Raw genomic sequence first — 13,078 nt, 5'->3', positions numbered from 1 at the left:
AAGAGCTTAGAACTCCACGCCTTTTTGCGCAACAATGCCTTGCTCACGGAATGGATGCTTGACCTCGGTCATCTCGGTCACAAGATCGGCAATCTCAATCAATTCGGGCTTGGCATTGCGACCCGTCAACACAACATGGGTCATTTCTGGCTTCTCTGTGACCAAAAACTCTACCACCTCTAGGATCGGAAGATAATCATAGCGCAGAGCGATATTGATCTCGTCTAGAACAACCAATGACATATTGGGGTCTTTGATCATCGCTTTGGCTTCTTCCCAACCCGCACGCGCCGCTGCAATATCGCGCTCGCGGTCTTGGGTGTCCCACGTAAATCCTTCGCCCGACACAACAAACTTGCATTCATTCGCGAAATTTTTGCGAAGGAATTCCTTTTCGCCTGTCACCCATGTGCCTTTGATGAATTGCACGACACCGCAAGGCATCCCATGGGCGATGCAGCGCATAATCATCCCAAAAGCAGACGAGCTTTTGCCCTTGCCATTGCCTGTATGAACAATCACCAGACCTTTCTTCTCGCGCTTTTTCTCCGCCATCATACGATCGCGCGCGGCCTTAATCTTCTGCATCTTTGCCTTGTGGCGCGCGTTAAGGTCTTCCTCGCTCATGTCTCATCATCCTCGGCAAAATAGGGTGTCATCTGCGCGACTATGACCGAGTTTTCTTCCAAAGCGCGCATCATCAAAGAGCGCTCTTCTTCATCAATCTCAAGCCCCTGCGCCTCGCGTTCGGTCAAGGTGCCATAGCCCGTGACCTCAAGCGGGTTCATATCCGCCGTTTTCAGCACTGCAACCGTCTCGCGCACCGCTTCGGCCTCGTCCACGCCTGACGCATAGCACAACAGCCCCGCCCCCGTTGCGCTGGCAGGCAGGCCATCCCCCTCGCGGCGACCTAGTTCAACAACAAGCGTATAAACATCCTGCGCGCGCTTAGGCTTGGCAGCGGCATCTTTGCTTGGTTTTGGTGTATTGTCTTTGCTCATGGCTGCGGCATGGCCTGATTTCACAGCACAAGTCAAGCAAACCAGCACATGTGACATGGTCACAGACCATCAGGGGCCAGTATGCGATGATCTGTGATCGGCTATAGAAAGGAGTTTAGATATGACTCGCAATGCTGGGATGATCGACCGCGCGCTTCGCGTGATCTTAGGCGTGGCTCTTATTGCCATTGTATTTGTTGGCCCGCAAACCGCTTGGGGTTGGGTGGGTCTGGTGCCTCTCTTGACAGGTTTGGTAGGCAATTGCCCTCTTTATACGATCTTGGGCATCAAGACCTGTAAGGCCTGCTAAGGCGTTTTCCGCCAGACGGGACAAGGTAAAACTGTTTTACCTTGCGGGCTGATCCGCGTAGTTTGTCAAAAACCAGATAAATTGGCAGAGCAAGCAGGTTGGCCCGCAAACGCAAAGATAAAAAATCCCACGAGGATCGTGGCCTGACGCGGCGCGTGGGTCGCGTTTTGTGGCGTGTGGGGTTTTTGGCGGTCGCCCTGGTGCTGCTGTGGATCATTGCCTATCGCTTTCTTCCTGTGCCAACCACGGCCTATATGGTCAGCGAGGCGCGGCGCATCGGCACAATCGACCAGACATGGCGCCCGCTAGAAGAGATTTCCCCAAATTTACAACGGGCCGTGGTCGCGGCAGAGGATGCAAATTTTTGCGCCCATTGGGGGTTCGACATGAGCGCAATTCGTGACGCAATTTCAGATGGCGCACAGCGCGGCGCATCCACGCTCAGCCAACAAACTGTGAAAAATGCGTTTTTGTGGCATGGCCGAAATTGGGGGCGCAAGGCGCTTGAAGCGGCACTGACCCCCGTGGTCGAGCTGATCTGGCCAAAATCGCGGGTGTTAGAGGTCTATCTCAATATCGCAGAATTTGATGCGGGCATTTTCGGGGCAGAGGCCGCCGCACAGCATTATTTTGGGGTGAGTGCCGCTGATTTGACATTGGCACAAGCCGCGCGCCTCGCAGCGGTGCTGCCAGCGCCAAAGGATCGATCTGCTGCAAACCCCTCCCCATGGCTGTTGGAGCGCGCTGCAAGCATTGCCGATGGGGCGGCGACCATCGCCAATGATGGGCGTGATGATTGCTTTGCGAATTGAATTCCCCACCCAGACAGGGCAAAACCTTCGCAACCAATGAGTTAGAGCAAAACCCAAATGAACACGCCGCGCCTCTACCACTTCGCCCTATCGCCCTTTTGCCGCAAAGTGCGCTTGGTTTTGGCGGAGAAAAAAATCGAAGTTGAGTTGGTGGAAGAACGCTATTGGGAAGGCTCGCCGGATCACCTGCGCCGCAACCCTGCAGGTAAGGTGCCCGTTCTCAAGATTGACGGCGTCTTCCTGAGTGAAAGCCAAGCCATTTGCGAATATCTTGAGGAAAAACATCCTGAGCCAGAACTGATCCCAGAAGACATCAAAGCCCGCGCCGAAGTGCGCCGCCTGTGTTTCTGGTTTGATGATAAATTCCACCATGATGTGACCAAGAACCTCGTCTATGAACGCGTGAACAAAAAGCTGATGCGCGCGGGATATCCCGATGGGCGGGCAGTCAAAACTGGCGCAAGCCAGATCAAGTTTCATCTGGATTATATGGCATGGCTGTTGGATCATCGCCGTTGGTTGGCGGGGGATCGCATGACCTTGGCCGATTTCACCGCAGCGGCGCACCTATCCTGTCTTGATTACATCTCAGATGTAGATTGGAACCGATCTGAGATCGTCAAAGACTGGTATGCAAAGGTCAAATCGCGTCCTGCATTCCGTTCCATTTTGGCGGATCAAATCTCGGGTTTCCCGCAGCCGCCCCATTACGCGAATTTGGACTTTTGAGCGCGCTGAAGCAAACCCTAACGACCGAGGCCAAAGCCATAGGTTTTGCCAAAATTGGTGTTTGTCGACCCACAGATATCGCTGAAGCAGGGGCGCGGTTGCACGCGTTTGTGGCGGCAGGGCATCATGGCCAAATGGGATGGTTGGCAGATCGCATTGCGTGGCGTTCTGATCCAAGCGCGCTTTGGCCTGAAGCGAAATCGGTGATCATGTTGGCTGATCTTTACACGCCAAACCATGACCCGCTTGCGATTTTGCAAGAGAAATCCCGCGCTGCGATTTCGGTCTATGCGCAAAACAAAGACTATCATGATGTCGTCAAGAAACGGCTCAAACGCCTCGGGCGGTGGCTGCTGGAACAAGCAGGCGAAGACCATCAGATCAAGGTATTTGTTGATACGGCCCCCGTGATGGAGAAACCCCTTGCGCAGGCTGCAGGGCTGGGGTGGCAGGGCAAACATACCAATCTCTTGGCGCGGGATTTGGGCAATTTCTTTTTCTTGGGTGCGATTTTCACAACGGTTCCTCTCGAACCAGACAGCCCAGAAGTCAGCCATTGCGGAAGTTGCACAGCCTGCCTTGATATTTGCCCAACAAAAGCCTTCCCCGCGCCCTACCAATTGGATGCGCGGCGGTGCATTTCTTACCTCACAATCGAACATAAAGGCCCGCTTGATCCTGACCTGAGATCGGCTTTGGGAAATCGTATTTATGGCTGTGATGATTGTCTTGCCGTTTGCCCGTGGAATAAATTTGCTCAAACAGCGACTGAAATGCGCTATGCCCCGCGCGATGATCTGCGCGCGCCCAATTTAGCGGAGTTGGTGCAGCTTGATGATCAAGGGTTCCGCGATAGGTTTTCAGGATCACCGATTAAACGCATTGGGCGGGATCGGTTTGTGCGCAATGTGCTTTATGCAATTGGCAATAGTGGCGATGCAGGCTTGATTGAAATGGCGCGCAGTTTGGTGGATGATCCTGACGCGGCCGTATCGGATGCCGCCAAATGGGCTTTGGAGCAACGACCATGATCCTCTTGTCTTTTGGCCACGGCTATAGCGCAAGCGCGCTTGAACAGCGATTGCTGCCACAAGGCTCGGAGATTATCGCCACGACACGCGACCCCAAAAAGGCAGAGGCACTGCGCGCGCGGGGGTTATCTGCACGGGTTTGGGGGCGTGATGATCTCTCTGCCGATATCGCGCGTGCTACTCATATTCTATCATCCATTGCCCCTGAGGGCGGGCGCGATCCTGTTTTGGGCGCATGGGGCGGGGCGCTTGCACCTTGCTTGGATGAAAAAGCATGGATTGGGTATCTGTCGACCACGGGCGTTTATGGCGATCACGGGGGGGCGTGGGTGGATGAAACCAGCCCGCTCACCCCCAACACGGATCGCGGACGCGCCCGCGTTGCGGCGGAAAGCGAATGGGCCGCCGTTTGCCGCCAAACCAAGGCGCCGTTACATATTTTCCGTCTGGCAGGAATTTATGGCCCCCATCGTGGCCCGTTTGAAAAACTGCGAAACGGGACAGCGCGGCGCATTATCAAAGAGGGACAAGTGTTTTCACGGATCCATGTTGAGGATATCGCGATGGCGCTAGAGGCCTCGATGACGGCGCAAAAGCGCGGGGCTGTTTACAATATATGCGATGACATGCCCGCCCCTCCCGAAGATGTGATTGCCTATGGGGCCGAGTTACTGGGCCTGCCAATTCCACCTGCAATCGCGTTTGAACACGCCGATTTGGGGCCGATGGCAACCAGTTTTTATTCAGAAAATAAGCGGGTCAAGAATGACCATGTGAAAGCTGATCTTGGCCTTTCATGGCTCTATCCCGACTATAAATCAGGGCTAAAGGCCATTCTTGCGGCAGGCGGGTAATCTTTAGCGCGCAAAATTTCAGTTTTGCGAGCGCCCAAATTCAAGTATGCGCAGCCACAAGAGCAGCTTTTCATATTTCAGGCCCGTCATGAGTATACGCCGCGGTTTTATCGTGTTTGTCTTTGCCACTGCCCTGAGCGGGTGTGTGTCAAAATCAATTCCGACTTATACAGGCCCTGAGGTAACGCGCATTGTCCTCGACAAAAACGAGCGCGAATTGACGCTGTTACATAATGACCAAGTGCTGCGCAGCTATGATGTGGAACTGGGCTTTGCACCCGAAGGGCATAAGCAATTCGAAGGCGATGGTCGCACGCCAGAAGGGCGATATTACATCGACCGCCGCAATCCCAATTCAGCCTTTTACCTGTCAATCGGGCTAAGTTATCCGAACGCCCAAGACCGCGCCTTCGCGCGCGCGCGTGGGCGATCACCTGGGGGCGATATTTTCATCCACGGGACCCCGGCGAGCGTGATGTTTCGCAATGATTGGACGGCGGGGTGTATTGCTGTCTCAAACGCCGAAATGCGTGAGATTTATTCAATGGTGAACCTACGCACACCGATTGACATCTATCCGTGATCCGTCACCCACGGGGGCCAAAGGCCGCACGGCGGCTGTCACCGACCATGAGCACCCACCAAATTTTCCAGCATCTTCTTGGAAATACCCAAGCCCCAAGTCGCGGCCACTTGGGTCAAGAATGACGGCCCTTGTGTCAGGCTGCGCCATCCATGCCCGCAGGGTTTCAAGCTCGCCTTCATAGGTTTCCGAGATATTTTCACCCAAAACCGCCCCCGCATAACCCGCGCGCCTTGCGCGATCTATGGGTGATGAACCGTGCGAGCCAAAATGCCATGGTCGATTTTGCACAGACATATCGCGGGCATGGGTCGATGCGGCTGCAATCAACCCACTATCAAGCCCGAGCGCAGGGGCTTGAGCGGAGGCGTGCAGAAGATTGACCGCGTCCAAGACCCGAAACTGCACTTCAGCACGATCCGCCTGATCCAGCCGATAAATCCGCACCGAGTTTGGGTCAGGCCGCGTGGGCGCACCAATTTGGCAGCCCGCAACCAACACTGTCAGCCCCATGAGGAAGATTATTCGCATCACGCCTGCGGCCTTTTAATCATCCCAAGCTTCGCAAAAGCGCGACATCGGTCACAAATGCGATCTCGAAATTGCAAAAATAGAAGTAAATCATACCTAAAATATAAATAAGCAGTTTCGCAAGAGGTAGAGCATCATGGCAAAGTCAAAGCCTATGAAACGAAGGCCATTTATGGTGGGGCTTGGCGCAAGCGCATTGACGCTGAGCGCAGGTAATCCCGCCTTGGCGCAAAGCCTTGCGGATAGCACCGAAATTGAAGCGGATATCTCGCATTCTGTGCCACGAAATATCTCTAGTTTTCGGACCTTGGATTGGCGGCCCTATTTCACCAATACCCAAAACGGGGCGATTTTGGTGGATTTGACCTCGCGCGCACTGCACTTCTGGAGCGCCGATCAATCTATCTATCGGCTGTATCCAACATCGGTTCCAATGAGCGAAGACCTGACCCGCCGTGGTCGCACGGAGGTGGTGCGCCGTGTCGAAGGTCCCGATTGGAGCCCGACCCCAGCCATGAAGGAACGCAACCCAGAATGGCCCGATTATGTGCCACCTGGCCCAGATAACCCATTAGGAACACACGCACTTTATCTGTCGTGGCAATTCTATCGCATCCACGGAACGCATGACACGCGCAAGATTGGTCGGCGGTCGTCAAACGGATGTATTGGGCTTTATAACGAACATATTGCGGAACTTTACAATTTGGCGCGCATTGGCACGCAAGTGTTGCTAATTTGATGACACCACAAAAATCGCAAAGACGAACAGATGCGGATTCCATTGCATTTTGCGTGCAATCCTGAATATAGACATATTTACGAGGTACAGTCTTGGGTGCCCGTATAACGCGCAATAATGCGCATTTGGGCGTATCTTGGAGGATACAATGAAGAAACTCGCACTCGCCGCCGTTCTCTCGGTTGCCGCAACTGGCGCTTTCGCTGGTGGCACCGCTGCTCCGGCAATGGAACCCGCAACTATCGCAGGCGACACTTCGTCTTCTGCTGGTGGCGTTCTCGTTCCAGTTCTTGCTCTGATTTTGCTTGCAGCAGCAGCTGCAAACTAATTTAGCCTTCGGCTGCAGAACAAAGGACGGCTTCCTGGTCAGGGAGCCGTCTTTTTTTGTGCCTTAGGCTTCGCCAATCTCGGCGGCAATTTCAGCGCGGGATTTGCGCGCGCGTTCAGTCGCAGATTTCAACTGACCACAGGCCGCCATGATGTCTTCACCACGGGGCGTGCGAATGGGGCTGGCATAGCCCGCCTTGTAAATAATATCTGCAAACCGCTTGATCCGCGCCCAATCTGACCGCTGATAAGGTGCGCCAGGCCATTCGTTGAACGGGATCAAATTGATCTTCGCGGGGATGCCTTTGATCAGCTTGATCAACCGGTGCGCATCTTCGTCACTATCATTCACATCCTTGAGCATCACATATTCAAACGTAATCCGCTCAGAATTTGAGGCTTTTGGATATTGCCGTAAGGCCTCAAGCAGCTCCGCGATAGGCCATTTCTTGTTAATCGGAACAAGACGATCGCGCACCTCGTCTGTCGTGGCATGAAAGCTGATGGCCAACATACAGCCGATTTCCTCGGCACAGCGTGCAATTTCTGGCACAACGCCACTGGTCGAAAGGGTAATGCGGCGGCGGCTGAGGCTGATCCCCTCGCCGTCCATTGCGATTTTCATCGCATCGCGCACCGCATCGAAATTATAGAGCGGCTCACCCATGCCCATCAGCACGATATTTGAGATCAAACGCGGCCGCTCGCCATAGGCCTCGCCTGGACGCGGCCAATCATCCAAATCATCGCGCGCCATCATGATCTGCCCAACAATCTCAGCCGCCGTCAGATTGCGCACCAATTTCTGCGTGCCCGTGTGACAGAAAGAACATGTCAGGGTGCAGCCAACTTGGCTTGAGATACACAATGTGCCGCGATCTTCTTCGGGGATATAGACGACCTCAACCTCATGGCCGCCCGCAATCCGCGCCAGATATTTCCGCGTGCCATCGCTTGAGATTTGACGACTGACCATGTCAGGCAGGCCAATGTAAAAATTTTCCGCCAATTCAGCGCGATAAGACTTGGCGAGGTTGGTCATCCCGTCAAAATCCCGCGCCCCCCAGACATAGACCCATTGCCAGATTTGATTAACCCGCATCTTGGCCTGTTTCTCGGGCGTGCCTGCTGCGATTAACGCCGCGCGCAATGCATCACGACTGAGGCCAACGATATTCGTCAGGCCTGTTTCGGGCAGTTTGCGCGGAATGGTCAAAACATCCTGCGTGATCGGGGCGCTGGCTTGGGTCATTTTCATTGTCCTTTGAGGCGGCGCACACATAGCCGCAAATCCGCCTCAAAGCAAATCAAAGAACATGTTTGGCTTAATTGCCTTGGCAGCGTGTTTCCGCATCCTCAACCGCAGCGGTAAAGCCCAAGAGCGAGAATGTATCCTCTGTCTGCGTGCCGCGGCTAGAACGAGCGGTCAAAACCGCTTCTGCGCCGCGCTTCATCGCGGTCACAATGGATTGATCATCCTGCGGGGACGCGGCCCATGCCATCTCACCTTGGGTAAACAGCGAATAGGACGCATCGCCAATTTCCATCTCAACAGTGGAATTTTCGGCAAAAGGATAGCCACCAGTAAAGGATACCTCAAACCGGCGATCTTGATTCGGCCAGAAACTGACAAACAGCAAAATTTCGCCGCGGTTCACCGAAACTGGGTTTCCGTCACGCGTATTGACGGTTTCGCGCGGCGCACTCACAACCCAACACACGGCAGGGTCAGATTGGACAAAGACACTCCAATCCGTTTGCGCGTTAACACGGTTATCCGATGTCTCTTGTGCGATGGCTGCGGGCGTGAAAGCCAATGCTGCTGCCACCAAAACTGCTATTCTACGACCAGCCATTGCCGATACGCCTCCTGATCTGCTTGTTACTGCCTCAAGCGCGAGATGTATGTCGCCATCATCCCTTCTATTGCGCCTTTACCATTACTCGGACGCAGAATAACCTGAAATCACGATCCCGGGAAAGCCCTTCGCGCGTGAAACTCCAAAATCTTGATCAAAAGGAAGCGCTCATGCCCCAGCCAGATGATACGGCGGAAATTCTCGTTGAATTGCATCGCGGCCCTTTTGCCGAAAGCCAACATCGCGGCCATGCTGTTGTGGTGGATCATGCAGGGACAATTTTGGGGGCGTGGGGCGATCCGTCCAAAATTATTTTGCCCCGCTCAAGCAGCAAGATGATCCAAGCCTTACCTCTCATTGAAAGCGGTGCGGCGGATCACTTTGGCCTGAGCCAAGCGCAGCTGGCTTTGTCTTGTGCCTCCCATAACGGGGCAAAGGTGCATACAGATATGGTCGCAGCATGGTTGGATCATTTGGGCCTTCAAGAGGCAGATTTGCGCTGTGGCCCACAAATGCCCGATGATCGCGCCGCGCGAGAGGATTTGATCAAATGCGACTGTGCGCCAGATCAAGGGCACAATAATTGCTCGGGCAAACATTCAGGATTCTTGACGCTCAACAAACATTTGGGCGGCGGCAGCGAATATATTGAAGCTGATCATCCTGTGCAAAAAGCGGTTCTTGAAGCCTTTGAAGATGTGACAGGCGAAACCAGTGCAGGCTATGGGATTGATGGCTGCTCTGCCCCAAATTTTGCCTGCTCCCTTTTGGGGCTTGGTCGGGCGATGGCGCGTTATGCAGGTGCAAACCCTAATGGCGCGGCCCGCGAGGCGGCAATGGCAAAACTGCATCGCGCTATGGCCACCCACCCCATTTTGGTTGCGGGTGAAGGGCGCGCCTGCACCGACCTGATGGCGGCGATGGGGGGCCGCGTTGCGGTAAAAACCGGGGCCGAGGCCGTTTTTGTGGCAATCATTCCCGAAAAGAAAATCGGCATTGCCCTGAAAATCGAAGATGGCGGCACCCGCGCCTCAGAAGCCATGATCACGCAATTGCTGATCGGGGCAGGTGTGTTGGATGCAGCCAGCCCCGTTGCAAAACGCTTAACCCATGGCCCAATCACCAATCGCCGTGATGTCGAAACAGGTTTTATTCGCCCTGTCGCAAGCGTGCGAGATTGGCGATTATCCTAAGTCTTTGCCCAATTTTTAGGAAAAACCATCCGCGTTGGATTGTGCAGATTTATACAAAAAACTACTGAAAAATCCGCCTCCCAAGATGGGAGGCGGGACAGCAATTTTCTGATATCTGATGCAAATTAATGTGCGCTAAAGCGAAGCGGGCGCACCTGCTGGAACAACCCAGTCGCTTTGAGTGCGTCAACCGCAGCAACGGGGGGTTGTTCGTCTAGGTACAGCATCGCAATCGCCTGATGCCCTTTTGAGGCACGGCCCAAGGTGAAATTAGCGATGTTGACGTTCATCTCACCCATCGTGCGGCCCAATGTGCCGATGATGCCTGGAACGTCCTCATTGGTGGTATAGAGCATATGTTCACCGATCTCGGCATCAATGTTGATGCCTTTGATCTGAATGAAACGTGGCTTGCCATCCGAGAACACCGTGCCTGCAATAGACCGCTCTTTCGAAGCTGATTTCACATTGAGGCGAATATAGCCATCAAACACACCTGATTTATCCTGTGTAACAGTCGACAATTCAATGCCGCGCTCTTTGGCGATAATTGGTGCAGACACCATATTCACGTCAGGGTTGGTCGCCTTCATGACACCTGCAATCGCGCCACAATTCAGCGCCTTGAGGTTCATATCTTTGACAACGCCATTATAGGTGATCTCGATTGTCTCAATCGCGTCTTCGGTCAGCTGACCGACAAAACTGCCCAAATGCTCGGCCAACTTCAACCATGGCCCCATGACACGCGCTTCTTCCGCTGTCACAGAGGGCATGTTCAGCGCGTTGGTTACGGCACCTGTCAGCAGGTAATCCGCCATTTGTTCGGCCACTTGCAGCGCCACATTTTCCTGTGCCTCGGTCGTGGCAGCGCCCAAATGCGGGGTCACGACCACGTTTTCAAGATTGAACAATGGGTTCGCGGTTGCAGGTTCTTCTTTGAAAACGTCAAAGGCGGCGCCTGCCACATGGCCTGATTTAATCAATTCAGCCAAAGCAGCCTCATCCACCAAACCACCGCGGGCGCAGTTGATGATGCGCACCCCTTTCTTGGTTTTGGCCAAATTTTCAGCCGATAGGATATTTGCCGTCTTTTCGGTGAAGGGCACATGCAGCGTGATGAAATCAGCGCGCGCCAACAGCTCGTCCAGTTCTACCTTGGTGACACCGATTTGCGTGGCGCGTTCTTCAGAGAGGAACGGGTCATAAGCCACAACCTTCATCTTGAGGCCAAGCGCACGTGAGCAGACGATCGCCCCAATATTGCCCGCGCCAATAACGCCCAAGGTTTTGCCTGTCAGCTCAACCCCCATAAAGCGGGATTTCTCCCATTTGCCCGCATGGGTCGAGGCGTTGGCCTCGGGGATTTGGCGGGCAACGGCAAACATCATCGCAACTGCATGCTCTGCGGTGGTGATGGAATTGCCGAACGGCGTATTCATCACGATGATGCCTTTTTTCGAGGCTTCGGGGATATCCACATTATCTACGCCGATCCCTGCGCGGCCAATGACCTTTAGGTTATCGGCAGCCGCGATGATCTTTTCCGTAACTTTGGTCGCAGAACGAATTGCCAAACCATCATATTGGCCGATGACCTCAAGCAGCTTGTCTTTGTCTTTGCCAATGCTTGGGTCAAAGGTCACATCAATGCCGCGATCTTTGAAAATCTGAACGGCTGCATCGGAGAGTTTGTCGGAAATCAATACTTTAGGAGCCATGATAGGGCCTCATATGTTCGAAATGGGAAAGGGTCTGGCCGCAGGGATCACATCCGCATTGCGGCCAGAAAAAGGGGTTTAAGCCGCAGCAGAAAGCGCCGCGATTTCAGTTTCAAACGCCCAATCAAGCCATGGCAGCATGGCTTCGATATCGGCGGTTTCCACCGTGGCACCGCACCAAATACGCAGACCCGCAGGTGCGTCTCGGTAGGCCCCGATATCGAGCGCGATACCTTCGCCTTCGAGACGTTTTGCAACCGCCTTGGCGAAGGCTGCGCCATCCGTAATGCGCGGATCCGTGAATTTCAGGCAAACGCTCGTGTTCGAGCGTGTCGCGGGATCTTCGGCCAGATTGTCAATCCAATCGCGAGACGCGCAGAAATCGAAAATCGCCTGCGCGTTCGCGTTGGCCCGTGCCATCAAGGCAGGCAATCCACCGATGGATTTGGCCCAATCAAGCGCGACCAAATAATCTTCAACGGCGAGCATGGACGGGGTGTTGATCGTTTCCCCCTTAAAGATGCCCTCAATCAATTTGCCGCCTTTTGTCATACGGAAAATCTTGGGCAACGGCCATGCAGGTGTGTAGCTTTCAAGCCGCTCAACCGCGCGCGGGCTGAGGATCAACATGCCATGAGCCGCTTCACCGCCCATGACCTTCTGCCAAGAGAAGGTGGTGACATCGAGCTTGTCCCACGGCAAATCCTGCGCAAAGGCCGCCGAGGTTGCATCGCAAATGGTCAAGCCTGCGCGATTGGCAGGGATCATGTCGCCATTGGGCATCTTTACACCCGAGGTCGTGCCGTTCCATGTGAACACAACATCCGTGTCATAATCGACCGCGCCCATGTCAACGATCTGGCCATAATCGGCGTTCAGAACAGTCGCATCGAGTTTCAGTTGTTTGACAACATCACTGACCCAACCTGCACCGAAGCTTTCCCAAGCGACCATTGTGCAGGAGCGCGCACCCAAGAGCGACCACATGGCCATCTCAACCGCGCCTGTGTCAGAAGCGGGCACGATGCCAATGCGATAGTCAGCAGGCACGCCCAGAATTTCACGAGTCTGGTCAATCGCGGCAGCAAGCTTTGCCTTGCCAATCGCAGCGCGGTGCGACCGACCCAAAGGGGCGTCAGCCAGTTTATCCAATGTCCAGACGGGGGGTTTGGCGCAGGGGCCAGACGAAAAACGCGGATTAGCCGGCCGCGTTGCCGGAGTGGTCAAAGCCATGATGTGATACCCTCACAGATATATGCCCCTCGTTGGGGAGGGGTGTCCCACCTGCGCTGCTATACCTATGTTGCACGGCGCGCAAGTCGGAAAATAAATCAAAAGAGTCGCAGTTGATGACTGCCTCAAACGGCCAAAAGCGGAGATGCGCA

At 54.3% G+C, this 13,078-nt stretch carries 16 protein-coding genes; 9 read left to right on the top strand and 7 right to left on the bottom strand.

All coding sequences use genetic code 11. The features are described from left to right. Nucleotides 1-6 precede the first annotated feature (6 nt). Both cobO and AAC620_RS08000 read right to left on the bottom strand, forming a co-directional pair. Entirely contained in the window at nucleotides 7-627 is a 621-nt protein-coding gene (gene cobO, locus AAC620_RS08005) for a cob(I)yrinic acid a,c-diamide adenosyltransferase (RefSeq protein WP_340244100.1), read from the bottom strand. Further along, nucleotides 624-1,001, bottom strand: a complete 378-nt coding sequence (locus tag AAC620_RS08000; RefSeq protein WP_340244098.1) for a hypothetical protein — start codon at nucleotides 999-1,001, stop codon at nucleotides 624-626. Before AAC620_RS08000 ends, cobO begins: the two co-directional genes overlap by 4 nt. A 121-nt stretch (nucleotides 1,002-1,122) precedes the next feature. On the opposite strand from AAC620_RS08000, the gene AAC620_RS07995 reads away from it, so the two are divergent. From AAC620_RS07995 to AAC620_RS07970, 6 genes are all read left to right on the top strand, one after another. Next, nucleotides 1,123-1,311 carry a YgaP family membrane protein gene (locus AAC620_RS07995; RefSeq protein WP_317656985.1) on the top strand — a complete coding sequence of 63 codons (189 nt, stop codon included), beginning with the start codon at nucleotides 1,123-1,125 and terminating at the stop codon, nucleotides 1,309-1,311. A 98-nt stretch (nucleotides 1,312-1,409) separates the two neighbouring features. Continuing rightward, the gene (mtgA, locus tag AAC620_RS07990; RefSeq protein WP_445322454.1) at nucleotides 1,410-2,123 is read left to right on the top strand and encodes a monofunctional biosynthetic peptidoglycan transglycosylase; all 714 of its coding nucleotides are present in this window, start codon (nucleotides 1,410-1,412) and stop codon (nucleotides 2,121-2,123) included. 57 nt (nucleotides 2,124-2,180) lie between these two features. Beyond that, the gene (gene fzlA, locus AAC620_RS07985) at nucleotides 2,181-2,852 is read left to right on the top strand and encodes an FtsZ-binding protein FzlA (protein ID WP_317656987.1); all 672 of its coding nucleotides are present in this window, start codon (nucleotides 2,181-2,183) and stop codon (nucleotides 2,850-2,852) included. Beyond that, a complete protein-coding gene (queG, locus tag AAC620_RS07980; RefSeq protein WP_340244095.1) occupies nucleotides 2,849-3,883 on the top strand; it encodes a tRNA epoxyqueuosine(34) reductase QueG in 1,035 nt (344 codons plus the stop codon). Before fzlA ends, queG begins: the two co-directional genes overlap by 4 nt. Then, nucleotides 3,880-4,737 (top strand): SDR family oxidoreductase, encoded by an 858-nt coding sequence (locus AAC620_RS07975; RefSeq protein ID WP_340244094.1) that lies wholly within the window; start codon nucleotides 3,880-3,882, stop codon nucleotides 4,735-4,737. The genes queG and AAC620_RS07975 overlap by 4 nt, the downstream gene beginning before the upstream one ends. Nucleotides 4,738-4,825: 88 nt before the next feature. After that, entirely contained in the window at nucleotides 4,826-5,320 is a 495-nt protein-coding gene (locus AAC620_RS07970) for a L,D-transpeptidase family protein (RefSeq protein ID WP_340244093.1), read from the top strand. On the opposite strand, the gene AAC620_RS07965 is transcribed toward AAC620_RS07970, so the two are convergent. Continuing rightward, nucleotides 5,291-5,851 (bottom strand): CAP domain-containing protein, encoded by a 561-nt coding sequence (locus AAC620_RS07965; RefSeq protein WP_340244091.1) that lies wholly within the window; start codon nucleotides 5,849-5,851, stop codon nucleotides 5,291-5,293. The two genes, AAC620_RS07970 and AAC620_RS07965, sit on opposite strands and share 30 nt — an antisense overlap. A 136-nt stretch (nucleotides 5,852-5,987) precedes the next feature. Between AAC620_RS07965 and AAC620_RS07960 the strand changes: the two genes are divergently transcribed. Together AAC620_RS07960 and AAC620_RS07955 are read left to right on the top strand one after the other, a co-directional pair. Further along, on the top strand, nucleotides 5,988-6,593 hold the full coding sequence (locus AAC620_RS07960) for a L,D-transpeptidase (protein WP_340244089.1): 606 nt from the start codon (nucleotides 5,988-5,990) through the stop codon (nucleotides 6,591-6,593). 148 nt (nucleotides 6,594-6,741) lie between these two features. Then, nucleotides 6,742-6,921, top strand: coding sequence for a hypothetical protein (locus tag AAC620_RS07955; RefSeq protein WP_317656996.1), 180 nt, complete (start codon nucleotides 6,742-6,744; stop codon nucleotides 6,919-6,921). 63 nt (nucleotides 6,922-6,984) lie between these two features. On the opposite strand, the gene rlmN is transcribed toward AAC620_RS07955, so the two are convergent. Further along, nucleotides 6,985-8,172, bottom strand: coding sequence for a 23S rRNA (adenine(2503)-C(2))-methyltransferase RlmN (gene rlmN / locus AAC620_RS07950; protein WP_340244087.1), 1,188 nt, complete (start codon nucleotides 8,170-8,172; stop codon nucleotides 6,985-6,987). Between the two features lie 73 nt (nucleotides 8,173-8,245). After that, a complete protein-coding gene (locus AAC620_RS07945; protein ID WP_317657000.1) occupies nucleotides 8,246-8,776 on the bottom strand; it encodes an invasion associated locus B family protein in 531 nt (176 codons plus the stop codon). 173 nt (nucleotides 8,777-8,949) lie between these two features. Between AAC620_RS07945 and AAC620_RS07940 the strand changes: the two genes are divergently transcribed. Continuing rightward, nucleotides 8,950-9,972 (top strand): asparaginase, encoded by a 1,023-nt coding sequence (locus AAC620_RS07940; protein WP_340244084.1) that lies wholly within the window; start codon nucleotides 8,950-8,952, stop codon nucleotides 9,970-9,972. Between the two features lie 125 nt (nucleotides 9,973-10,097). On the opposite strand, the gene serA is transcribed toward AAC620_RS07940, so the two are convergent. Both serA and AAC620_RS07930 read right to left on the bottom strand, forming a co-directional pair. After that, nucleotides 10,098-11,693: a phosphoglycerate dehydrogenase gene (gene serA, locus AAC620_RS07935; RefSeq protein WP_340244083.1), complete on the bottom strand. Its 1,596-nt coding sequence runs from the start codon at nucleotides 11,691-11,693 to the stop codon at nucleotides 10,098-10,100. Nucleotides 11,694-11,771: 78 nt separating this feature from the next. After that, nucleotides 11,772-12,926: a phosphoserine transaminase gene (locus AAC620_RS07930; protein ID WP_340244082.1), complete on the bottom strand. Its 1,155-nt coding sequence runs from the start codon at nucleotides 12,924-12,926 to the stop codon at nucleotides 11,772-11,774. Nucleotides 12,927-13,078: the final 152 nt, after the last annotated feature.

This window comes from Roseobacter sp. HKCCA2468 (assembly GCF_037805105.1).
Classification (GTDB): Bacteria; Pseudomonadota; Alphaproteobacteria; order Rhodobacterales; family Rhodobacteraceae; genus M30B80.
Note: the sequence above shows the minus strand (reverse complement) of the source record. Positions and strands in the feature narration are given on the sequence as shown.